The sequence below is a fragment of the Achromobacter sp. GD03932 genome (assembly GCF_029839485.1).
In the GTDB taxonomy this organism is placed as follows: domain Bacteria; phylum Pseudomonadota; class Gammaproteobacteria; order Burkholderiales; family Burkholderiaceae_B; genus Achromobacter; species Achromobacter bronchisepticus_A.
The window spans coordinates 25333-46604 of sequence record NZ_JAOCAT010000020.1 but is presented as its reverse complement, the minus strand read 5'-3'; the positions used below and the strand labels follow the sequence as shown (position 1 = coordinate 46604).

The following is a 21272-nucleotide window of genomic DNA, read 5'->3' as shown; positions in this document are numbered from 1 at the left end:
AAGCGAGGCCTCTTCGTCAGCAGCAGCCGATCCGCTTCTTCCCGCCATAGCGCGCGTCCTGCCGCTCGCGGAAAAATGCTTCGTAGCTCATCGGTTCCTGGTCCGGGTGCGTGCGCCGCATGTGGGCCACATACGTTTCGTAGTCCGGCACGCCGACCATCAGCCGGAGCGTCTGCCCCAGGTAGCGGCCGGCGGCGCCGGCCGCGGAACTCATGTTCGTAAACAGCATGCGTCGTCTCCCTGCTGCGCTCAGTCCGCGCCGGCGGCAACCGGCAGCGTTTCGTAAGGCATTTCGCGGGCGGTTGGCTTGTTTTCGTTGCGCGCGCGCTGCACCGAACGCAGGCCGAACACCACGATGCTCACCACCACGAAGATGAAGATCGCGCACAGACCGGCGTTGATGTAGTCGTTCAACACCACGCGCGACATCTCGCCCAGGGACTTGGCCGGGGCCAGGACCTTGCCTTCGGCGATGGCCGCGTTGTACTTGTCGGCGTGCGCCAGGAAGCTGACGCGCGGATCGGCGTGGAACAGCTTCTGCCAGCCGGCGGTCAGCGTGCATGCCAGCAGCCACAGGGTCGGCAGCACCGTGACCCAGGCGTAGCGGTCGCGCTTCATCTTGAACAGCACCACGGTGCCCAGCGTCAGCGCGATCGCGGCCAGCATCTGGTTGGCGATGCCGAACAACGGCCACAGCGTGTTGATGCCGCCCAGCGGATCGACCACGCCCTGATACAGGAAGTAGCCCCAGGCCGCCACGCACAGGCCGGTGGCGATCAGGTTGGCGGGCAGCGAGTCGGTGCGCTTGAGCGACGGGGCGAAGGTGCCCAGCAGGTCTTGCAGCATGAAGCGGCCCGCGCGGGTGCCGGCGTCGACAGCGGTCAGGATGAAGAGCGCTTCGAACAGGATGGCGAAGTGGTACCAGAAGGCCATCATGCCCGGGCCGCCGATGGCCTGGTGCAGGATGTGCGCCATGCCCACGGCCAGCGTAGGCGCGCCGCCGGCGCGCGAGATGATCGTGCTTTCGCCCACGTCCTTGGCGGTCTGGATCAGATCCGCGGGCGTCACCACGAAGCCCCAGCTGGAGACCACCTGGGCCACCTGGTCGGGCGTGGTGCCGATCACGGCCGCCGGGCTGTTCATGGCGTAGTAAATGCCCGGCTCGATCACGCAAGCCGCCACCAGCGCCATGATGGCGACGAAGGATTCCATCAGCATGCCGCCGTAACCGATATAGCGGGCCTGGGTTTCGTTCTCGATCAGCTTGGGCGTGGTGCCCGAGGAGATCAGGGCATGGAAGCCCGACACGGCGCCGCAGGCGATGGTGATGAAGAGGAACGGGAACAGGTTGCCCGACCACACCGGACCGCTGCCGTCGACGAACTGGGTCAACGCCGGCATCTTCAGCTCGGGCGCGACCACGACAATGCCGATGGCCAGGCCGACGATGGTGCCGATCTTCAGGAAGGTCGACAGGTAGTCGCGCGGAGCCAGCAGCAGCCACACCGGCAGCACCGACGCGATGAAACCGTAGATGATCAGGATCCAGGTCAGGCCCTTGCCGTCGAAGTCGAACATGGGGCCGATCACCGGGTGCGCGGCCACGTCCTGGCCGAAGGTGATGGCAGCCATCAGGCCGACGAAGCCGATGATGGACACTTCGCCGATCTTGCCTGGACGGATATAGCGCAGGTACACGCCCATGAACAGCGCGATGGGGATGGTCGCGGCCACCGTGAAGGTGCCCCAGGGCGAGTGCGTCAGCGCCTTGACCACGATCAGCGCCAGCACGGCCAGGATGATGACCATGATCATGAAGGCGCCGAACAGCGCGATCACGCCCGGGATCTTGCCCAGTTCGGACTTGACCAGGTCACCCAGCGAACGGCCGTCGCGGCGGGTCGAGATGAAGAGGATGGTGAAGTCCTGCACGGCGCCGGCGAACACCACGCCCGCCAGGATCCACAGCATGCCCGGCAGATAGCCCATCTGCGCGGCCAGCACCGGGCCCACCAGGGGGCCGGCGCCGGCGATGGCGGCGAAGTGGTGGCCGAACAGCACGTGCTTGTTGGTGGGCACGTAGTCCAGGCCGTCGTTGTGCTTCCATGCCGGCGTCATGCGCGTCGGATCCAGCTGGAAGACGTTCTTGGCGATGAAGCGGCTGTAATAACGGTATGCGATCAAATACACGCATACGGCGGCGATCACCACCCATAGCGCATTGATGGTCTCCCCTCTGGCCAGCGCCACGGTGCCCAGCGCGAACGCGCCCAGTACCGCAACCGCCAGCCAGACCAGGTGCTGACCCAGTCCCTTACTGCTGGTTTGCATAAGTGCTCCTCTAGCCTCCCGCCATGCTTTTGGCGTGAAACGCTTTTATCGTCCCGCGGAAGGCAGACTCATTGTTGTGGGGTGGCGGACGCGCGCGCGTCCACGCAGCGCCGTGTCGACGCGGACGCTAGTATTTCGTTTTGACTACGCAGCAACAAGCGCGAAACTACGCAATTCCGCTACGTGTTACTACGCAATGCGCCGCAGCATGATTTGGCGGAAACCGTAAAATCACGGCTGAAATTTCCCGATCCTGACTGCGGCAGGCAAAATGCTGCGTCGCAATATTCGCGTTCGCGCTGATACAAATCCTTCATGAAGCTGCGCCTGAAAATCCTGCTGCTCGCCGCGGTCCCCCTGCTGGTGGCCGTCGCCGCCATCACGGTGGCCGTCTACGTGCAGGGCCTGCAGCTGGCGCAGCGCGAAAAGCAGGTCGTGGAAAACGCCTGGCTGGCCAGCAAGGAAGGCGAACTGCGCCACTACGTCAACCTGGCCTACAGCGCCATCGCGCCCCTGCAGGCGGCGGCCGACGACGACGCCACCCGCCAGCGCGCGCTCGACCTGCTGGCGCAGATGGAATTCGGCCACGACGGCTATTTTTTCGTCTATGACCTGAAGGGCCGGAACCTGATGCACCCGCGCCAGCCGGAGCTGGTCGGCCAGGACCTCTGGGAGCTGCGCGACACCAAGGGCCAGCCCGTGATCCAGAACCTGCTGACCGCCGCCCGGCGCGGCGGCCAGGACGGTGAAGCGGTTCACTATCTATGGGAAAAGCCCTCCACCCACCAGACCGAGGAAAAACTGGGTTACGTGGTGGTGCTGGAGCGCTGGGGCTGGATGCTGGGCACCGGCATCTACCTGGACGACGTGCAGCAGGCGCTGGAGCGCATCGACGCCGCCGCGCAAGCCAATATCCGCGATATGTTTGCCTGGGTGGCCGGCATCGCCGCCGTGTCCATCCTGGGCGTGGCGGCCTGCGGCCTGGCCCTGAACATCAGCGACCATCGCCAGTCCGACGCCAAGCTGCGGCTGATGGCGCGGCAACTGGTGCGTTCGCAGGAGGACGAGCGCGCGCGGCTCTCGCGCGAGCTGCACGACGGCATCAGCCAGGTGCTGGTGTCGATCAAGCTGTCCCTGGAAGCGGCGCGGGAGCGGCTGCGGCAGACCTTGCCGGCCGAGCCGCGCGCCCTCGCTCATATCGACACCCCCCTGGGCGGCGCACTGGATCGGTTGAATACCGCCGTGGGCGAGGTCCGGCGTATTTCGCACAACCTGCGGCCGACGCTGCTGGACGACCTGGGCCTGCCGGCCGCACTCGAACATCTGGGCCGCGAGTTCGCCATCCCCAGCCAGGATGGCGCCCCGCCGCTGGCCGTGCGCCTGCACACCGCCGGGCAGCCGGTGAAGCTGCCCGAAGCCTATGCCACCGCCCTGTTCCGCGTCACCCAGGAAGCCCTGACCAACGTCATCCGCCATGCCGGCGCCACCCGCGCCGACATGACGCTGGCTTATTCCCAGCGCGACCTGCGCCTGACCATCGCCGACGACGGCCGCGGCTTCGACTATGCCGAGGTGCAGCAGGATCCGCGCCGCGGCATCGGCCTGCGCAATATGCGCGAACGCATGAACGCGCTGTCCGGCACGCTGACATTCCGCTCCACCTCCCACGGCACGGTCCTGCAGGCCTGGCTGCCGCTGCCCGCCGCCCCTCTACCCGCGAGCTCCGACGCATGACCCACAAGCCCGACCCCATCCGGCTGCTGCTGATCGACGACCACCCGCTGGTGCGGGACGGGCTGCGGCTGCGCCTGGAAACCGTGCCGCAGTTGCAGGTAGTGGGCGAGGCCGGCAACGCCGCCGCCGCCCAGGCCTTCCTGGCCGCCTGCCTGGCCGAGGATCCGCAGGGCGGCACCCTGCCGCACCTGGCGCTGATGGACCTCAACATGCCGGGCGTGGGCGGGCTGGAGCTGACCGCCCTGCTGCACGAGCGCTACCCGCAGATCGCCGTGCTGGTGCTGTCCATGCACGACAACCCCGAATACATGCTGCAAGCCGTCAAGGCCGGCGCGCGCGGCTATCTGCTGAAGGACGAGCCGGCGCAGGAAATCGTCACCGCCATCGGCGCGGTCATGGCGGGCCGCAGCTATTTCAGCGCGGCGGTCGCGGTGCGCCTGTCGCAGGCCACGGCGCCGGCCACCATGCTGACGCAGCGCGAACGCGACGTGCTGCGCCACATCGCCAGCGGCGAGGCCAACAAGCAGATCGCGCAGGCGCTGGTGCTGTCGGTGCGCACGGTGGAAACCCATCGCCTGAACATCAAGCGCAAGCTGGGCATAGATGGACAGGCTGAGCTGATCAAGTACGCCGTCGAAAACCGTGGGGTGTAGCCCCCCCACGCCGCGCACGCTACGCGTGCTTGCTGCCCCCCGAAGGGGGCTGTTTCCCCTTGGGGCGGCCCGGCGGGGAACCCTTCTTGTGGCCTGAGGTAGACTTGCAGCACTACGCTACACACAGTAAAGCGCCGCAACCAGCGCCGCCCCCAGGAGTCCCCGATGTCATTGGAAAAGCACTACACCGCCATTCTTGAAGAACTAGGGGAAGATCCGTCCCGCGAAGGACTGGCGGACACGCCCGCCCGCGCGGCCAAGGCCATGCGCCACCTGTGCCGCGGCTACGGCCAGAACCTGGACGAAATCGTCAACGGCGCGCTGTTCACCTCGGACACGCGCGAGATCGTGCTGGTCAAGAACATCGAGCTGTATTCGCTCTGCGAGCACCACATGCTGCCCTTCATCGGCAAGGCCCACGTGGCCTATCTGCCCAACGGCAAGGTGCTGGGCCTGTCCAAGGTCGCGCGCATCGTCGAGATGTACGCGCGCCGCCTGCAGATCCAGGAAAACCTCAGCCGCCAGGTGGCCGAAGCCGTGCAGTCCGTGACCGGCGCGGCCGGCGTGGCCGTGGTCATCGAAGCCCAGCACATGTGCATGATGATGCGCGGCGTGGAAAAGCAGAACTCGTCCATGGTGACCTCGGTCATGCTGGGTGAATTCCACGACAATCCGTCGACCCGGGCCGAATTCCTCAGCCTCATCCGCTAGCCGGATTTCCCCTCCCCCTTTTGGCGCATATCGCGGGCCGCCTCGCCGGCCGCACCCCGCCGCGCCGGCCGCGCCAGCCCTGGCGCCGCCGGCCGGCAGGCGGGCCCGGCCCGCTTTTGGCTCCTACTGATCCGGGCATCTGGCCCTAGCGTTCTGGCCCCATCCGGGCAAACTGGCTCCAGCATCCCGGTCGCGCCGGAGCGCGGCCGTTCCCTCCCGGAGATCTCCATGAACGCGATATTCCGCCTCATCCGCCGCTGCACCCTGGCCGGCCTGGCCGCCGCGCTGTTGGCCGCTCCCGCCTATGCCCAGACCAAGCTGGTGGTCGGCTACCAGCTGATCGTCGGGCCGTTCCTGACGGCGATCGCCGACGGCAGTTTCGACAAGGCCTTGAAGGACGCCGGCTACCAGGTGGACTGGCGCCAGTTCACCTCCGGCGGCGACATCTCCACCGCGCTGGCCTCCGGCAACGTGCCGGTCGGCGTGCTGGGCTCCACCGGCATCACCGCGGCCGCGACCCGCGGCGTGGACATGGAGCTGTTCTGGATCCTGGACAACATCGGCAAGTCCGAGGCGCTGGTGGCGCGCAACGGTTCCGGCATCAACAGCACGGCCGACCTGAAGGGCAAGCGGGTCGCCACGCCTTTCGTGTCCACCTCGCACTTCCATCTGCTGGTCGGGCTGGAACAGGTCTGGAAGATCAATCCGCGCGACGTGCGCATCCTGAACATGCAGCCGCCGCAGATCGTGGCCGCGTGGCAGCGCGGCGACATCGACGCGGCCTACGTCTGGCCGCCCGCGCTGACCGAGATCGCCAAGAGCGGCAAGATCATCGCCGACTCGGAACAAATCGGCAAAGCCAGCGTGCCAACCTTCGACGGCATCGTGGTGGATCGCGCCTGGGCCGCCAAGAACCCCAAGTTCATGGCCGCCTTCACCAGCGTATTGGCCAAATCCTACGCGGACTACCGCGCCAACAGCGCCAAATGGACCGCCGACTCGCCGCAGGTCAAGAGCATCGTCAAACTGATCGGCGGCAAACCCGAGGACATGGTCGAGGCGCTCCAGCTGCTGGTCTTCCCGACCGTGCAGGAACAGGCCTCCAATGTCTGGCTGGGCGGCGGCAAGGAATCGGGCGCCGCCCGCGCCTTCGCGGCCAGCGCCCAGTTCCTGAAAGACCAGAAGCAGATCGACCGCGCCCTGGCCGACTACAGCCCGCACGTCACGGACAAGTACGCCCGGGCGGCCGAGAAGTAAGAAGCGCTTGCGGCCAAGGCGGCCCGTCCGGCGCCGCCTGCCCAGCATCCCGCAGGGCTGCGCGCAGCCCGCCGCAACTAGGGGAGCCGGCATGACCATGCAGTCCACGTCCGCCACGCATAGCCTGTGCGCGGAGAAAGTCAGCGTCACCTACCCCGGCCTGCACGAAAGCGGTCCGGTCATTGCGCTGCAGAACGTCAACCTGACCATCCAGCCCGGCGAGTTCGTCGTCGCGCTGGGCGCCTCGGGTTGCGGCAAGACCACCTTGCTCAGCCTGCTGGCCGGGTTCCTGTCGCCCACCGAGGGCGAGATCACGCTGGGCGGCCGGCCCATCGTGGGTCCCGGCGCCGACCGCGGCGTGGTGTTCCAGAAGCACGCCCTGCTGCCCTGGCTGAACGTGCTGGAGAACACCGAGTTCGGCCTGAAGCTGCAAGGCGTGGACAAGGAAACCCGCCGCGCCCGCGCGCGCCGCAATCTGGAACTGGTGGGCCTGCAGGACTTCCACCGCCACATGATCTACCAGCTGTCGGGCGGCATGCAGCAGCGCGTGGGCATTGCGCGCGCGCTGACCTGCAACCCCGCCATGCTGTTGATGGACGAGCCCATGGCGGCGCTCGACGCGCTGACCCGCGAGACCATCCAGGAGCTGCTGCTGGACATCTGGCGGCAGACCAACAAGATGTTCTTCTTCATCACGCACAGCGTCGAAGAAGCGCTGTTTCTGGGTTCGCGGCTGATCGTCATGTCGCCCCGCCCGGGCCGCATCACGCACACCTTCACCCCGGACTTCAACCGGCGCTACCTGGAGACCCGCGATGGCCGCAGCATCAAATCCAGTCCCGACTTCATCGCCATGCGCGAACAAGTCCTTGGCATCATCTATGGCGACGAGCGAGCCTCCTCCCCCCAAGGCTTCCATGGCTAGCAACCGCCCGGGACACAAGCCCGCCGCGCCGGGCAAGGTCTACGGCGCGCCGGGCGCGGGCTACAGCGGCCACATCAGCCTGATCACCAGCCTGGCGCTCATCGGCCTGTGGTTCCTGGTGACCAGCGCCGGCTGGGTGCGGCCGCTGTTCCTGCCTTCGCCCCTGGCCGTGTACGACAAGTTCGTCTCGGCCATGACCGACGGCGTGGCCAACTCCACGCTTACCGAACATGCGCTGGCCAGCCTGTCGCGGGTGTTCGGCGCCTTCTTCCTGGCCTGCGTGACCGCCATTCCCGTCGGCATCCTGATGGGCGTGAACCGCTACGCGCGCGGCATCTTCGATCCGCCCATCGAGTTCTACCGCCCGCTGCCGCCGCTGGCTTACCTGCCGCTCATCATCATCTGGTTCGGCATCGGCGAGTTCCCCAAGGTCCTGCTGATCTACCTGGCGATCTTCGCGCCCATGGCGATCGCCGCGCGCGCCGGCGTGCGCTCGGTGTCGATCGAACAGATCCACGCGGCCTACGCCATGGGCGGCACGCCCGCGCAGGTGGTCTGGCACGTGATCCTGAAGGCCGCCATGCCGGAAATCTTCACGGGCATGCGCATCGGCATCGGCGTGGGCTGGACCACGCTGGTGGCCGCCGAAATGGTGGCCGCCGACCGCGGCCTGGGCTTCATGGTGCTGAACGCCGCCCAGTTCCTGGCCAGCGACACCGTCATCATGGGCATCATCGTGATCGGCGTGTTCGCCTTCGCCTTCGACCTGCTGGTCCGTTATCTGGAGAAGTTCGCCATACCCTGGAAGGGCCGGGTCTGAAACGCGCCCGGGCAATCCCTCATTTCGTCCCCCATCCGGCTCCTCTATCCTCAAGAGCGGCGCCTGCGCAGCGGCTACCGGCTGCGCGGCCTAGACAAGGAGCCGTCATGTCCAGCCAGGCCTCGATGCTCAAGCCTGTGTTGTGGGAGCGCCTGTTCGAACGCGAAAGCGCGCCCAATCTCAGCCTGCAGGGCTGCGTGCGCCAGATGCTGGTGTCCGCCATCCTCAGCGGCCACCTGCCGCCAGGCACGCCGGTGCCGTCCAGCCGGCATCTGGCCGACCAGCTGCGCATCGCGCGCAACACCGTGGTTTTCGCCTACCAGCAACTGGTCAGCGAGGGCTATCTGGTGTCGCGCGAACGCAGCGGCCACTTCGTCAGCGACACGGTCATGCGGGGCCATTCCGGGCCGGCGGCCGACGCCCCGCCCGCCGACGGCGGCGAGCCCGACGTGCGCTGGGACGAAAGGCTGCGCTTTCGCCCGTCCCGGCAGCGCAACATCACCAAGCCGCGCGACTGGCAGAAGCAGCCCTACCCCTTCGTCTACGCCCAGTTCGACCAGGACCTGTTCCCCACCGCGGAATGGCGCGAATGCTGCATCAAGGCGCTGTCCGTGCTGGACATCCGCAGTTGGGCGCCGGACCTGATCACCCACGACGACCCGGCGCTCATCGAGCAGATCCGTACCCAGGTGCTGCCACGCCGCGGCGTCTGGGCCGACGCCGAGGAAATCGTCATCACGGTGGGCGCGCAGCATGCGCTCTACCTGCTGGCCGACCTGCTGGTCAACGAGGACACCGTGGTCGGCATGGAAGACCCCGGCTATCCCGACGCCCGCAACATCTTCGCCAGCCACACGCGCAATCTGCTGCCCCTGCCGGTGGACGAACAAGGGCTGTGCACCGGCACCCATCTGCTGGGCTGCGACTACATTTTCGTCACGCCGGGCCACCAGTGCCCCACCACGGTCACGCTATCGCCGGAGCGCCGCCAGAACCTGCTGACGCTGGCGCGCCAGGCCGACAGCCTGATCATCGAGGATGACTTCGAAAGCGAAAGCCGCTGGGGCGAAGGCGCGATTCCCGCCTTGAAGAGCCTGGACCGCGACGGCCGCGTGATCTACGTGGGCAGCCTGGCCAAGTCCTTCGCGCCGGGCCTGCGCATCGGCTACATCGTGGCGCCGCGCGAGCTCACCGCCGAACTGCGCGCCCTGCGCCGCCTGATGCTGCGCCACCCTTCGGCCTATATCCAGCGGGCGTTTTCGCTATTCATTTCGCTGGGCCACCACCATTCGCTGCTGCGCAGGCAATCGCAGGCCTACCAGGAACGCGGCACCGAGCTGGCCCGCGCGCTGGCGCGGCACCTGCCCGATTTCAAGGTCATCCCCATTACCGGATCCTCGTCCTGCTGGCTGCAAGGGCCGCCCTGGCTCAACGCCTGCGAGCTATCCGAAGCCGCGCTGGCCGAAGGCGTGGTGGTGGAGCCCGGCGACGTCTTCTTCATGAACGGCGCCGACGCGCCGCGCAACTTCCTGCGGGTCGGCTTCACCTCGATCCGGCCGGAACACATCGAGCCGGGGATCGCCAGGCTGGCCAAGGTCGTCGACCGCTACCGCGGCCGCGCCGCGGACGGCAAGCAGGCCCCGCAGGGCCCGGACCTGCACGCGCTAGAGCACTTCATCTCTTAGGTAGTACCAGCGGTACAGCAGGCCCTGGCCCAGCCTGCGGAACGGCGCGAACATATGCCCCGGCAAGGGCGAGTCGTAGATCGGCAGGTCCCAGGACACGCCGTCCTTGCCCATCATGCGCTGCGCCAGGCGTTTGCCGGCGTGGGCCGAGAACGCCACGCCATTGCCGCCGTAGCCGAAGGCGTAATAGACCGGCTGCGCCGGGTCGGGCTGCGTGACGCGCGGCATCATGTCGTGGCTCACGTCGACCCAGCCCCACCAGGAATAGTCCACGTCCACCCCCGCCAGCGTGGGGAACTTGCGCGCCAGCCCCTCGCGCAGCAGCGCCAGATGGCGCGGGTGCTGCGCGTCGGCGCCGCGCAGCGCGCTGCGGCTGCCGATCTGCATGCGGCCATCGGGCAGCAGACGGTAATAGAAGCGCAGCGTCCGTGTATCGGTAATGAACACCGTGCTCTTCAGACCCGCGGCGTCGCGTTCCGCCGGCGTCAGCACCCGCGTCACCAGCGAGTTCGAAAGCACCGGCATGATGCGATTGTCCAGCAGGCGGTTGACGCCCTGCGCGGTGTAGCCGCCGGTGGCGAAGGCCACGCGGCGCGCACGCACGTAGCCGTTGGGCGTCTGCAGCCGCACGCCGCCGTTCTCGGTGCGCCAGCCCAGCACCGGGCTGCCCGGATGGATGCGCACGCCCAGGGCCCGCGCCTGCCGCATATAGCCATAGGCGAGCTTCAAGGGATGCACGCCCACGCCGTCCGGCTCGTGCATCGCGCCCACCGCCTCGCGGTCGTACACGTAGCGTTCGCGCAATTCCTCCCGGCTCAACATCCTGGCGTCATAGCCGAACACCTCGCGCATCACGCGGGCCTCGTTCTCCAGGAATGCCATCTTCTTCTGGCGGTGCGCGGTGTACAGGTGGCCGCCCGGCTGCGCGTCGCAATCCACCTGGGCCACCAGGCTCTTCCAGTATTCGAAGCCTTCGCGGATCTCGGCGTCCAGGCGCTTGGCGGTCGCCAATCCCCAGCGCGCTATCCATTGCGAACGGTACAGGCGTCCGGACGCATTCTGTCCCTGTCCGCCGTTGCGGCTGGTGCAGCCCCACACCACGCGGTTGGCTTCCAGCACCACGGCCTTCACGCCGAAGTCGCGGGCCAGCGTCAGCGCCGCCGACAGCCCGGTGAAGCCCGAGCCCACGATCACCACGTCGGCATCGATATCGCCGTTGACAGGACCGTCGTCCTCGGGCGGCTCGCCCGCGGTCGCGACCCAGTAGGTGGGCGCGTAGTCCTGCCCGCGGCCGGGCGGGGACACCAGCGGATCGTAGGCCGGGTTGTAGGCGCTGATCGCCGTCCGGCCAGCGGGGGCCGGACCTGCAGGTTGGAAGGACATTTGAGTATCCATGCGGCGTTCCGGTAGCTGGGTGCGGGGCGTGCTCAGCCGCGGGCCGGCAATACCGGGCGCTGCTTGCGGTAGGCGTTCTTGACGCGGATCTTGCCGTTCTGGAAGGTGAAGACGTCCACCATGTCCGCCTCCACGCGGGAGCCGTCTGCGGCTGTGCCGGTAAAGGTCGATTCGGACACGCCGCGGTCGCCGGCCACCCAATGCGTGCCGTTCTGCCACTGCGCGTCGGGAAAATTCGCCCAGGCCGCCGCGAAGGCGGCGCGCACCGCCTCGCGGCCTTCGTGCCGCGCGCCCCATCGCTCGGGGCCGGCCACGGTCTCGAACACGCAGTCGTCGCTCATGAAGGACATCAGGGCGTCGATATCGTGGCGGTTCCAGGCCGCCGCGAATTCGGCCAGCATGTCCGCGGTGACGGTCTTCTGCATTGCATACCTCCGGTAGACGCTGGCGCGACGCGCGCCAGCATTCAGGATCCAAGGTAAGTGAGCCCCCAGGCAGGGTCTAGAACCAGACACGGGAAATCGCTTGCACCAGACGCTTGCCCGCTCATCGCGCCGCGGCCGGCGCCAGCCAGGCGTCCATGCCGGCGGGATCGACGGCGCCGCGCATGCCGATCAGCACCAGCGCCGGTTCGTCCAGATCCGCCGGCGGCCTGGCTTGCGTGTCGTAGCGCACGCGCCGGCCCGCCAGTTGCACCAGCACCAGGCCGTGCCGGTCGGTGCGCACCCAGCCCTTGGCGCGCAGCAGCTGCCTGGGCGCGTCGCGCAGCCGGCTGGCGAGCCGGTCGGCGTCGAGCAGCGCGGGCGCGCGCCACAGCCAGCTCTGGAACGGATGATCGGGGTCATCGGGGGTTGCGGCGTGGACGTGCCCCGCATGGCCGCAAGCGCCGCTGGCGCATTCATGCGCAAGGCTGCAAGCCCCGCCCTCGCCCAGCAGATGGCGCAGGTCCACGCGCCCTTCGCGCGTCTCGACCATCGCAGCCCCGCGCGTCGCCGCGTGCAGCCATAGGCGCAGCGACGGCAGCTCCTCGGCAGGCGCGAGATCGGTCTTGTTCAACACCAGCAGATCGGCGGCCTTGAACTGGCGGTCCAGCGTATCGGCCAGCACGGGATCCGCCGCCAGCGCGCGCACGTTCGCGGCATCGGCCAGCACCACCACGCCCTCCAGCTGCAGCATGGGATCGGCCATGCCGACCTGCGCGATGCGGCCGGGATCGGACACGCCGCTGGCTTCGATCACAATCCATTCGGGCAAGGGGTCCAGCGCCAGCACGCGCGCCAGGGCATCGTCCAGGCCGCCCGCCATGGAACAGCAGACGCAGCCGTTGGCCAGCCTGATCACCTGATCGCTGCGCTGCGCGATCAGCGCGGCGTCGATATCGACAGGGCCGAAGTCATTGACCAGGACCGCCGCGCGGCGCTGGCTGCGGGCCAACACGTGATTGAGCAGACTGGTCTTGCCCGCGCCCAGGAATCCGCCCACCACGGTCAGCGCGATGCGCGGTGCGCCATGGGCCGCCATCTCAGGCTTCCCGCAGCGGCAAGGGCCTGCCGCCGATGACGGTGCCCAGCACGCGCACGTCCTTCAGTTTCTCGGGAGCGACCTCCAGCGGGTCGTCCTGCAGCACGCAGAAGTCCGCATGCTTGCCGATCTCGATGGAGCCGACCAGGTGATCCAGGTGCAGGGTGTACGCCGCGCCCAGCGTGACGGCGTGCAGGGCCTGCTCCACGCCAATGCGCTCGGACTCCCCCAACACCTTGCCCGACGACGTCTGGCGGTTCACCGCGCACCAGGCCGTGAAAAGCGGTCCCAGCGGCGTGATGGGCGCGTCCGAATGGACGGAGAACGGCACGCCGGCGCGCGCGGCCGAGGCACAGGCGTCCATGCGGTTGGCGCGGTCCGGACCCATGGTCAGGGCGTGATGCGCGTCGCCCCAGTAGAAGATGTGGTTGGCAAAGAGATTGGCGCACATGCCCAGGCTGGCCATGCGCCGGAACTGCGCCGCGTCGGCCATCTGGCAATGCTGCAGGGTATGGCGGTGGTCGCGCCGCGGGCTGCGGCGCAGGGCTCGATCCACCGCGTCGATCGCAAGCTCGGTGGCTTCGTCGCCATTGGTGTGGATGTGCAGCTGCACCCCGGCGTCGTGATAGGCCTGGACCATCGCGTCCAGCTCGGCCGGCGCGATCACCCAGATGCCGTTGGGCGCGCCGTTGTAGTAGCCCGGCCAGCGCAGCCGGGCGGTAAAGCCCTGGATCGAACCGTCCACCACCAGCTTGACCATGCCCAGATGCAGCTTGTCGTTGTTCAGGCGCCGGGCCTCGGCCAGCTTGGCCAGGCAGCGCTGCGGATCGCCCGCGTAGGTCAGCGCGGACGCGGCCGGCACAATGCGCACGGGGTAGTCCGGCTCGGCGGTGATGCGGGCCAGCGTCGCCAGGCCCTCGTCGCCCAGCTCGTTGACCAGGTCCGTGGCCGTGGTGACGCCCGCCCACTGCGCCACCTTGCCAAACATGCGCAGGCCCTCTTCCGATACCCCCACGGTGCGGAACGGGCTGCCGATCAGGCGCATGACGGGGAACATGGCGGCAAATTCGCAGAGTTCGCCGCTGGGCCGTCCGTCTTCCATGCGCGTCACGCCCTCGATGTCGGTATCGCGGTCTATGCCGGCGCGCGCCAACATGGGCGTGTTCACGTTCATCAGGTGCATGCTGGCGTGCATGACCACCACGGGCCGCTCGGCGGACACGGCGTCCAGGTCCTGCACGCGCATGCGCGCGCCGTCGAAGAAGATCGGGTCGAAGCCCCACCCTATCAGCGTCTCGCCGGTCGCCAGGGCGCGTTCGGCCTCGCGCAGCCGCGCGGCCACAGCCTCGAAACTCTTCAAGCCTTCCCACAGCCTGCCATCGGGTCCGCGCCGGTCATAGAAGCCCACGTACACGAACTTCCACATGCCGCCTTCCGGCAGATGGCAATGCCCTTCGACCAGGCCGGGCATGAGCACCTTGTCCGCATAACGCTCGTCGAGGTCGGCAGGCCCCCAGCCCGCCAGCTCCTCGCGGCTGCCCACGCCCAGGATACGGCCCTCCCGCACCGCCACGTGCGTGGCGCGGGGCTGCATCGGGTTCATGGTCAGGATGCTGCGCGCGGCATAGATCGTGGTTCGGGCGAGGGTCTGGGTCATCGGTCTGTCCTTCTATCGGAGGGTGGGCTCATCCCTGCAGCGGCGACGCCAGGACGCCGTCGCGGGATTCGACGAAATGGCAGGCCACGCGGTGGCCCGGCGCGACTTCGCGCAAGCTGGGCTCGCGCGTGGTACAGAGCGGCTGCGCGGCCGGGCAGCGGCCGGCAAAACGGCAGCCCGGCGGCGGATCGACCGGACTGGGCGGATCGCCCGCCAGCCGCACGCGGCGCGCGGCCAGCTCGCGCCCGCCCTTCACGGTCGGCACCGCCGACATCAGGGCGACGCTGTAGGGATGCAGCGGCCGCGTGAAGAAGGCGTTGCGCGTGGCCTGCTCGATGATCTTGCCCAGGTACATGACGGCGATGTCGTCGCAGATGTGCTCCACCACCGCCATGTCGTGCGAGATGAACAGGAAGGACTGCCCCTGCTCGCGCTGGATGCGCCGCAGCAGGTTCAGGATCTGCGCGCGGATCGCGATATCCAGGGCCGACACCGGTTCGTCGCAGACGATGAGGTCGGGCGCGCGGGCCACGTTCAGCCGCTGCCGCTGGCCGCCGGAAAACTGGTGCGGAAACAGTTGCCGCTGCTCCGGGCGCAGGCCCACCAGTTCGAACATGCGGGCCACGCGCGCCTCGCGTCCGCCCGGCGGATCGATGCCCATCAGGTCCAAGGGCGAGCGCACGATGTCGCCAGCCCGCTGGCGCGGATTGAGCGAGGAATACGGATCCTGGAACACCAGCTGCACGCGGCGGCGCATGCGACGCAGGGCCGAGCCGTTCAGCGCCGTCATGTCCGTACCGTCGAAGTGGATGGAGCCCGCGGTCGGGTCCGCCAACCGCAGCACGGACAAGGCCGTGGTGGTCTTGCCCGAGCCGGACTCGCCCACGATCGCCAGCGTGCGGCCGCGCTGCAGCTCGAAGGACACGCCGTCCACGGCCTTCACGACCACCGGCTTGCCGTCGCGGCCGCGTCCGCCGATGGGAAAATGCACGGCAAGATCGCGCACGGACAGCAAGGCGGGAGATTGCGGTGACGTCATTGCGCGGCCTCCGGATACAGCCAACAGGCAACTTCCTGGCCCTCGCCTACACGGGTCAGGGGCGGAAACGCGTCGCGGCAGCGCGCCATGGCCTGCCCGCAACGTTCCATGAAGGGACAGCCCGCGCCGCGCTCCCAGATCGACGGCACCACGCCGGGAATCTCCGGCAGGTCGGGGCGCACGTCGTCGGGCTCGCGGTCCAGTTCGGGCAGACAGGCGATCAGCCCCTGGGTGTAGGGATGGCGGGGCTGCGCCAGGATCTCGCGCACTCCGCCCTGCTCCACCACCCGCCCGCCGTACATGACCACGACGCGGTCGGCCATCTCCGACACCGCGCCCATGTCATGCGTGATCAGCAGCACCGCGGTGCCGCGCCGCGCCTGCTGCTCGCGCAGCAGGTCGAAGATCTGCGCCTGGACCGTCACGTCCAGCGCTGTTGTCGGCTCGTCGGCGATCAGCACGTCTGGATCGCAGGCCAGCGCGATGGCGATCATTACGCGCTGCCGCATGCCGCCGGACATCTGGTGCGGATAATCGTCCACGCGCCGCTCCGGCAAGGGGATGCCCACCGACTTCAGCATCTCGATGGCGCGCTCGCGCGCCTGGCCCTTGCTCAGGCCCTGGTGCAGCCGCAGGGGTTCCGCGATCTGGTCGCCGACCGTGTACACAGGGTTCAGCGCCGTCATGGGCTCCTGGAAGATCATGGATATCTTGTTGCCGCGCACCTGGCGCATGGCCTCCTCGTCGCGGCCGGCCAGGTCGTCGCCGCGCAGGCGCACGCGGCCCCCGCCGATGCGTCCCGGCGCGGGAATCAGCCGCATGATGGCCAGCGCCGTCATGCTCTTGCCGCAGCCGGACTCGCCCACCAGGCACAGGGTCTCGCCGGGGTTCAGGTCGAAGCTCACCGCGCTCAGCACCTCGGCCACGCGGCCGCGCGACTGGAACTCCAGGCTCAAGCTGTCGACCTCCAGCACGGGCGTTTGCTGCGCGGCGTTCATGCCCGCCCCCTCGAGTTCGGGTTGAGGGCGTCGTTCAGCCCGTCGCCGATCAGGCTGACGGCCAGCACGGTCAGGAAGATGGCGGCGCCCGGCAGGGTCACCGCCCACCACGCGGTCAGGATGTAGGGGCGGTTGCTGCCTATCATCAGGCCCCAGCTCATGATGTTGGGATCGCCCAGCCCCAGGAACGACAGGCCGGCCTCGAACAGGATCGCCGTGCCTATCGCCAGCGTGGCCGACACGATCAGCGGCGCCAGCGCGTTGGGCAGGATCACGCGCCAGATGATGCGCGCGTCGCCCGCGCCTATCACCCTCTCGGCCAGCACGTACTCGCGGCGCTTGAGGCGCAGGAATTCGCCGCGCGCCAGCCGCGCCGTGCCCGGCCAGCTGACCACGCCGATGGCGATGGCGATGGTCGCCAGCGACGGCGAGAACAGCGTCACCAGCACCATGGCGAACAGCAAGGTGGGCAGCACCTGAAAGAACTCGGTGATGCGCATCAAGGTTTCGTCGATCCAGCCGCCGTAGTAGCCCGCAAGCGCGCCCACCGTCAGCCCGATGGCCATGGACAGCACCGCCGCCACCACGCCCACCAGCAGCGTGGCGCGGCCGCCATAGACCATGCCAGTCAGCACGTCGCGGCCCAGGTAGTCGGTGCCCAGCAGCGCGTCCGCGCCCGGCGGCGTCATCGGCGCGCCCGCAATCTCGAAGGGATCCGCCTCCATGATCATGGGTCCGAAGAGCGTCACGGTGAGGATGGCGGCCAGCAGCAGCACGCCGGCCAGCGCCGAGGGATTGCGCGCGAATACCCGCAAGGCCTCGTACGACGGGCGGGCCGGCGGCCGTGCCGCCTGGCCCGGCAAGGCGGCAATGGATACGGCGGGAGGGGTCTGGCTCATGAGGTCTTGATCCTGGGATCGATCAGGCGGTAGGCCAGATCGGTAAGCTGATTCATCACGACCACCAGCAGCGAGGCGAACAGCAGGATGCCCAGCAGCGTGGGATAGTCGCGCCTGAGCACGGAGTCGAACGCCAGCCGGCCCAGCCCGGGCCAGTTGAAGACCGTTTCGACCAGGATCGCGCCCGCCAGCACATTGCCGAACTGCAGGCCCAGCATGGTCACCACCGGCAGCACGCCGTTGCGCAGCGCGTGCTTGTAGAGCACGGAGCGCTCTGGCAGGCCCTTGGCGCGCGCGGTGCGGATGTAGTCGGCCGACAACGCCTCCATGACGCTGGCGCGCGCCAGCCGGCTGTACTGCGCCAGATAGACGAAGGCCAGGGTGAAGGCCGGCAGCACCAGGTGGTGCAGCACGTCCAGCACGCCCGCCCAGCCGTCCTGCGGCCCGCCGGCAGAACGCATGTCGGACACCGGGAAGATCGGCAGCGCCGAGGCGAACAGGATGATGAGGATGATGCCGGTCCAGAACACTGGCGCGGAATAACCCACCACCGACAACAGCGTGATGCCTTGCGACAGCGGCCCGTTGGGCTTGCGCGCAGCCAGCGTGCCCAGCATCGTCCCGGCCAGGAACGCGCTCAGCACCGAGGTCACCACCAGCAGCAGCGTGGCCGGCACGCGATCCCAGATCAGCTGCGCCACCGGCACGTTGAAGAAATAGGAATAGCCCAGGTCGCCCCGCAGCACCTGCATCAGATAGATGCCCAGCTGCGTCAGGAAGGGCTTATCCAGCCCGTACTGCGCGCGCAGCTGCGCCCGCAGTTCTTCGCTGATGCCGCCCATGGAGCCCGCGATGGTCTCGACCGGATCGCCCGGCGAAATGTGGATCAGCAGGAAATTCAGCGTCACCACGGCCAGCAGCAGCACCAGCGCATAGGCCAGGCGGCGCAAGAGATAGCGCGTCATGGCAGTTCCGCCTTACTGCAGGTAGGTGTCGTCCATGGGCGATATGACGCCCCAGATGCCGTCCGGCAGGCCGTGCACCTTCTTCAACGACAGGGTGTGGTACGGAATGACCGTGAGGAAGTCGATGGGCACATCGGCCGTGACCAGCCGCTGGAATTCCGCGTAGAGCGCGCGGCGCTTGTCGGCGTCGGTTTCGGTGCCGGCCTGCTCCAGCAGTTCGTCCACCTTGGGGTTGGAATAGGACTGCGTGTTGGTCCAGATGATGTCGCGGATGTTGCTGGACAGGTAGGTGCGGTGCACGCCGATCACCGGATCGCCCCAGTTGAAGACGATATCCGTGGTCATGTCGAAATCCTTGCCGGCGATGCGCTTGGCCCAGGTCGGGAAGTCCGGCGAGGCGCGCACCTGCACCGCGATGCCGACCTTCTTCAACTGGCTGCGCAGGTACTCCGCCACATTCTTGCCCTGCACGTCGGAGCCCGGCATGTAGTCCACCGTCAGCGACAGGCGTTCGCCCTTGGCATCCTTCTTGTAGCCCGCTTCTTCCAGCAGTTGCTCGGACTTCTTCAGGTCCAGCGGATACTTCGCCACATCCTGGGTGGCAAACGGACTGGTGCCGATAATGGGGCCGTCGGCAGGCTTGGCGAAGCCGGCGTTCAGGGCCTTGGTGATGAAGCCCTTGTCGGTGGCATAGGCGATGGCCTGCCGCACCCGCACGTCGTTCAAGGGCTTGCGCGCCGTGTTGAAAGCCAGCCAGCTCAAGGCGCCTATGCCTTCATAGCCCTTGCTGGTCATGACGATGGCGGGATTGTCCTTGGCGCGCCGCAGGATGGTGGGCTCGGTCATGAAGGGCAATACGCCGATGTCGCCGCGCTCCAAGCCGATCAGCAGATTGGTGGCGTCGGGATTGATCTTCACCACGATCCGGTCCAGGTAGGGCTTGCCGGGCAGGAAGAACTTATCGAACTTCTCCAGCACGATCTCCTGGCCCGGCTTGAATTCCTTGAACTTGAACGGACCCGACCCAACCACGTCGGCCGAGTTGCGCGGATGGCTCTTGAGGTCCTGTCCATCATCGTAGATGTGCTTGGGCAGCACCGGCATCAGGGCCGGCGACAGCGCCAGCAGGATGGCTGGATGCGGTTTGCTCATGCGCAGCACCACCGTGTAGGGATCCGGCGTGTCCACCGCTTCCACGGGCGCGAACATGGTCTGGAACGGATGGTTCTTCTTGACCGCCATGACCGAGAACGCCACGTCGGCCGAGGTCACCGGCTTGCCGTCGTGGAATACGGCGTCCTTACGCAGATGCAGCGTCAGGGACTTGCCGTCCGGCGCCAGTTCCCACGATTGCGCCAGATAGGGCTGCGGCTTCCAATCGGCGTCGTAGCGCAGCAGGCTGGCGAACAGCTGCGTGCTGGGCAAGGCGGTTGCAATGCCCGATTGCACCGCGCCGTTCAGATGGCGCGGCACCTGCGTTGAACCGATTACCAGCGTGCCGCCTGGCTTGGGCGCATCCGCGGCGCTGGCCCCGCCCGCCAGGGCCAGCGTCGTCAGTATCGTGGTCAGGCATTTTTTTACGCTGCGCATGTTCTACCCCTTTGTGTCCAGTGTCACGAACCATTCATCGGATGGTCTTGGGGGTAGCGTATCCAGCCAGCTGGTCCAGGCTTAGTACCAAACCGCCGGACTTTTTGGAGCCAGCCCCGCAGACGGACCGGATTCAACCGGCCAGCGCCCGCGCGTACAGCGAAGCGACCGCGCAGCTGTTGACGCGGGCCTGCATGGAATCGGAGCGGCTGGTCAGCAGCACCGGCACGCGCGTGCCCAGCACCAGTCCGGCCGTACCCGCGCCAGCCAGCCAGGTCAGCTCCTTGTAGAGCATGTTGCCGGCCTCGATGTCGGGCACCAGCAGGATGTCGGCATCGCCCGCCACGCGCGACACGATGCCCTTCTGATCAGCCGCCTCGCGCGAGATGGCGTTGTCGAAGGCCAGCGGGCCGTCGATCTCGCCGCCGCGGATCTGCTGGCGGTCGGCCATCTTCGACAGGGCGGCCGCATCCAGCGTGGCGGGCATCGCAGGATTGACCGACTCGGTGGCGCACTGCACCGCGAGCTTGGGGCGGTCGACGCCCAGCGCGCGCGCCAGGTCGATGGCGTTCTGCGCGATGTCGGCCTTTTCCTGCAGGCTGGGTGCGATGTTGACCGCGGCATCGGTCAGGATGAAGAGCTTGGGATAGGCCGCTACCGCCATCACGAAGGCATGGCTGATGCGCCTGTCCGTGCGCAGGCCCGCGTCTCGCGCCACCACGGCCGACATGAAGTGGTCGGTATGCAAGCTTCCCTTCATCAACATGCGCACGGCGCCGTCGCGCGCCAGCGCGGCCGCGGCGCGCGCGGCCTGCACCTCGTCGTCGGGCGTGTCGACCACTTCCAGTTCGTCTGCGCGCAGCCCCAGGTCCGCCATCAGGACGCGCAGCCGGCCGGCGGGACCGACCAGCACGGGTTCGATGTAGCCCGCGTCGCGCGCCTGCACGGCCGCGCCCAGGCTGGTCGGACACAGCGGATACGCCACCGCGGTGCGCAAGCGTCCGGCCGACAGCGCGGCATTGCGCAGCGGCTCGAACAAGCGATCGCTTTCCATTTTGGTCTGCTCCTGCCGCGGAGATCCGCGGCGCCTGG

General features: G+C 68.0%; 19 protein-coding genes. 7 read left to right on the top strand and 12 right to left on the bottom strand.

What is annotated here, in order from left to right; all coding sequences use genetic code 11:
- Positions 1-16 precede the first annotated feature (16 nt).
- The gene (locus tag N5C88_RS19030; protein WP_118935066.1) at positions 17-229 is read right to left on the bottom strand and encodes a YbdD/YjiX family protein; all 213 of its coding nucleotides are present in this window, start codon (positions 227-229) and stop codon (positions 17-19) included.
- 20 nt (positions 230-249) lie between these two features.
- Positions 250-2331: a carbon starvation CstA family protein gene (locus N5C88_RS19025; protein WP_251880416.1), complete on the bottom strand. Its 2082-nt coding sequence runs from the start codon at positions 2329-2331 to the stop codon at positions 250-252.
- 315 nt (positions 2332-2646) lie between these two features.
- On the opposite strand from N5C88_RS19025, the gene N5C88_RS19020 reads away from it, so the two are divergent.
- From N5C88_RS19020 to N5C88_RS18990, 7 genes are all read left to right on the top strand, one after another.
- Entirely contained in the window at positions 2647-4065 is a 1419-nt protein-coding gene (locus tag N5C88_RS19020; protein WP_059379615.1) for a cache domain-containing protein, read from the top strand.
- Positions 4062-4718: a response regulator transcription factor gene (locus N5C88_RS19015; protein WP_280015991.1), complete on the top strand. Its 657-nt coding sequence runs from the start codon at positions 4062-4064 to the stop codon at positions 4716-4718. Before N5C88_RS19020 ends, N5C88_RS19015 begins: the two co-directional genes overlap by 4 nt.
- A gap of 165 nt (positions 4719-4883) precedes the next feature.
- Positions 4884-5429 (top strand): GTP cyclohydrolase I FolE, encoded by a 546-nt coding sequence (gene folE / locus N5C88_RS19010; RefSeq protein WP_059379613.1) that lies wholly within the window; start codon positions 4884-4886, stop codon positions 5427-5429.
- A 228-nt stretch (positions 5430-5657) separates the two neighbouring features.
- On the top strand, positions 5658-6686 hold the full coding sequence (gene tauA / locus N5C88_RS19005) for a taurine ABC transporter substrate-binding protein (protein ID WP_059379612.1): 1029 nt from the start codon (positions 5658-5660) through the stop codon (positions 6684-6686).
- 91 nt (positions 6687-6777) lie between these two features.
- Positions 6778-7611 (top strand): taurine ABC transporter ATP-binding protein, encoded by an 834-nt coding sequence (locus N5C88_RS19000; RefSeq protein ID WP_059379611.1) that lies wholly within the window; start codon positions 6778-6780, stop codon positions 7609-7611.
- Positions 7604-8431 carry an ABC transporter permease subunit gene (locus tag N5C88_RS18995; protein WP_059379610.1) on the top strand — a complete coding sequence of 276 codons (828 nt, stop codon included), beginning with the start codon at positions 7604-7606 and terminating at the stop codon, positions 8429-8431. The genes N5C88_RS19000 and N5C88_RS18995 overlap by 8 nt, the downstream gene beginning before the upstream one ends.
- Before the next feature lie 107 nt (positions 8432-8538).
- Positions 8539-10116 (top strand): PLP-dependent aminotransferase family protein, encoded by a 1578-nt coding sequence (locus N5C88_RS18990; protein WP_280015990.1) that lies wholly within the window; start codon positions 8539-8541, stop codon positions 10114-10116.
- On the opposite strand, the gene N5C88_RS18985 is transcribed toward N5C88_RS18990, so the two are convergent.
- The 10 genes from N5C88_RS18985 to N5C88_RS18940 all read right to left on the bottom strand — a co-directional run bounded on the left by N5C88_RS18985 (position 10096) and on the right by N5C88_RS18940 (position 21234).
- Entirely contained in the window at positions 10096-11511 is a 1416-nt protein-coding gene (locus tag N5C88_RS18985; protein ID WP_251880420.1) for an FAD-dependent oxidoreductase, read from the bottom strand. The two genes, N5C88_RS18990 and N5C88_RS18985, sit on opposite strands and share 21 nt — an antisense overlap.
- Positions 11512-11543: 32 nt before the next feature.
- A complete protein-coding gene (locus N5C88_RS18980; protein WP_118934386.1) occupies positions 11544-11936 on the bottom strand; it encodes a nuclear transport factor 2 family protein in 393 nt (130 codons plus the stop codon).
- A gap of 121 nt (positions 11937-12057) precedes the next feature.
- Entirely contained in the window at positions 12058-13032 is a 975-nt protein-coding gene (locus N5C88_RS18975; protein WP_280015989.1) for a GTP-binding protein, read from the bottom strand.
- A 1-nt stretch (position 13033) separates the two neighbouring features.
- Positions 13034-14689 carry an amidohydrolase gene (locus N5C88_RS18970; RefSeq protein ID WP_280015988.1) on the bottom strand — a complete coding sequence of 552 codons (1656 nt, stop codon included), beginning with the start codon at positions 14687-14689 and terminating at the stop codon, positions 13034-13036.
- Positions 14690-14717: 28 nt separating this feature from the next.
- Positions 14718-15728 carry an oligopeptide/dipeptide ABC transporter ATP-binding protein gene (locus N5C88_RS18965; protein ID WP_280015987.1) on the bottom strand — a complete coding sequence of 337 codons (1011 nt, stop codon included), beginning with the start codon at positions 15726-15728 and terminating at the stop codon, positions 14718-14720.
- Complete coding sequence (locus N5C88_RS18960) at positions 15725-16726, bottom strand: ABC transporter ATP-binding protein (protein WP_059379603.1); 1002 nt, start codon at positions 16724-16726, stop codon at positions 15725-15727. The genes N5C88_RS18965 and N5C88_RS18960 overlap by 4 nt, the downstream gene beginning before the upstream one ends.
- Positions 16723-17625 (bottom strand): ABC transporter permease, encoded by a 903-nt coding sequence (locus N5C88_RS18955; RefSeq protein ID WP_280015986.1) that lies wholly within the window; start codon positions 17623-17625, stop codon positions 16723-16725. Before N5C88_RS18955 ends, N5C88_RS18960 begins: the two co-directional genes overlap by 4 nt.
- A complete protein-coding gene (locus N5C88_RS18950) occupies positions 17622-18590 on the bottom strand; it encodes an ABC transporter permease (RefSeq protein ID WP_059379601.1) in 969 nt (322 codons plus the stop codon). The genes N5C88_RS18955 and N5C88_RS18950 overlap by 4 nt, the downstream gene beginning before the upstream one ends.
- 12 nt (positions 18591-18602) lie before the next feature.
- Entirely contained in the window at positions 18603-20180 is a 1578-nt protein-coding gene (locus N5C88_RS18945; RefSeq protein ID WP_251880428.1) for an ABC transporter substrate-binding protein, read from the bottom strand.
- Positions 20181-20313: 133 nt separating this feature from the next.
- The gene (locus N5C88_RS18940; protein WP_280015985.1) at positions 20314-21234 is read right to left on the bottom strand and encodes a bifunctional enoyl-CoA hydratase/phosphate acetyltransferase; all 921 of its coding nucleotides are present in this window, start codon (positions 21232-21234) and stop codon (positions 20314-20316) included.
- Positions 21235-21272 lie beyond the last annotated feature (38 nt).

Excerpts from the sequence above, each read along its gene's own strand:
- N5C88_RS19030 (WP_118935066.1), bottom strand. The coding sequence starts at position 229 with ATGCTGTTTACGAACATGAGTTCCGCGGCCGGCGCCGCCGGCCGCTAC.
- N5C88_RS19025 (WP_251880416.1), bottom strand. The coding sequence starts at position 2,331 with ATGCAAACCAGCAGTAAGGGACTGGGTCAGCACCTGGTCTGGCTGGCG.
- N5C88_RS19020 (WP_059379615.1), top strand. The coding sequence starts at position 2,647 with ATGAAGCTGCGCCTGAAAATCCTGCTGCTCGCCGCGGTCCCCCTGCTG.
- N5C88_RS19015 (WP_280015991.1), top strand. The coding sequence starts at position 4,062 with ATGACCCACAAGCCCGACCCCATCCGGCTGCTGCTGATCGACGACCAC.
- folE (WP_059379613.1), top strand. The coding sequence starts at position 4,884 with ATGTCATTGGAAAAGCACTACACCGCCATTCTTGAAGAACTAGGGGAA.
- tauA (WP_059379612.1), top strand. The coding sequence starts at position 5,658 with ATGAACGCGATATTCCGCCTCATCCGCCGCTGCACCCTGGCCGGCCTG.
- N5C88_RS19000 (WP_059379611.1), top strand. The coding sequence starts at position 6,778 with ATGACCATGCAGTCCACGTCCGCCACGCATAGCCTGTGCGCGGAGAAA.
- N5C88_RS18995 (WP_059379610.1), top strand. The coding sequence starts at position 7,604 with ATGGCTAGCAACCGCCCGGGACACAAGCCCGCCGCGCCGGGCAAGGTC.
- N5C88_RS18990 (WP_280015990.1), top strand. The coding sequence starts at position 8,539 with ATGTCCAGCCAGGCCTCGATGCTCAAGCCTGTGTTGTGGGAGCGCCTG.
- N5C88_RS18985 (WP_251880420.1), bottom strand. The coding sequence starts at position 11,511 with ATGGATACTCAAATGTCCTTCCAACCTGCAGGTCCGGCCCCCGCTGGC.
- N5C88_RS18980 (WP_118934386.1), bottom strand. The coding sequence starts at position 11,936 with ATGCAGAAGACCGTCACCGCGGACATGCTGGCCGAATTCGCGGCGGCC.
- N5C88_RS18975 (WP_280015989.1), bottom strand. The coding sequence starts at position 13,032 with ATGGCGGCCCATGGCGCACCGCGCATCGCGCTGACCGTGGTGGGCGGA.
- N5C88_RS18970 (WP_280015988.1), bottom strand. The coding sequence starts at position 14,689 with ATGACCCAGACCCTCGCCCGAACCACGATCTATGCCGCGCGCAGCATC.
- N5C88_RS18965 (WP_280015987.1), bottom strand. The coding sequence starts at position 15,728 with ATGACGTCACCGCAATCTCCCGCCTTGCTGTCCGTGCGCGATCTTGCC.
- N5C88_RS18960 (WP_059379603.1), bottom strand. The coding sequence starts at position 16,726 with ATGAACGCCGCGCAGCAAACGCCCGTGCTGGAGGTCGACAGCTTGAGC.
- N5C88_RS18955 (WP_280015986.1), bottom strand. The coding sequence starts at position 17,625 with ATGAGCCAGACCCCTCCCGCCGTATCCATTGCCGCCTTGCCGGGCCAG.
- N5C88_RS18950 (WP_059379601.1), bottom strand. The coding sequence starts at position 18,590 with ATGACGCGCTATCTCTTGCGCCGCCTGGCCTATGCGCTGGTGCTGCTG.
- N5C88_RS18945 (WP_251880428.1), bottom strand. The coding sequence starts at position 20,180 with ATGCGCAGCGTAAAAAAATGCCTGACCACGATACTGACGACGCTGGCC.
- N5C88_RS18940 (WP_280015985.1), bottom strand. The coding sequence starts at position 21,234 with ATGGAAAGCGATCGCTTGTTCGAGCCGCTGCGCAATGCCGCGCTGTCG.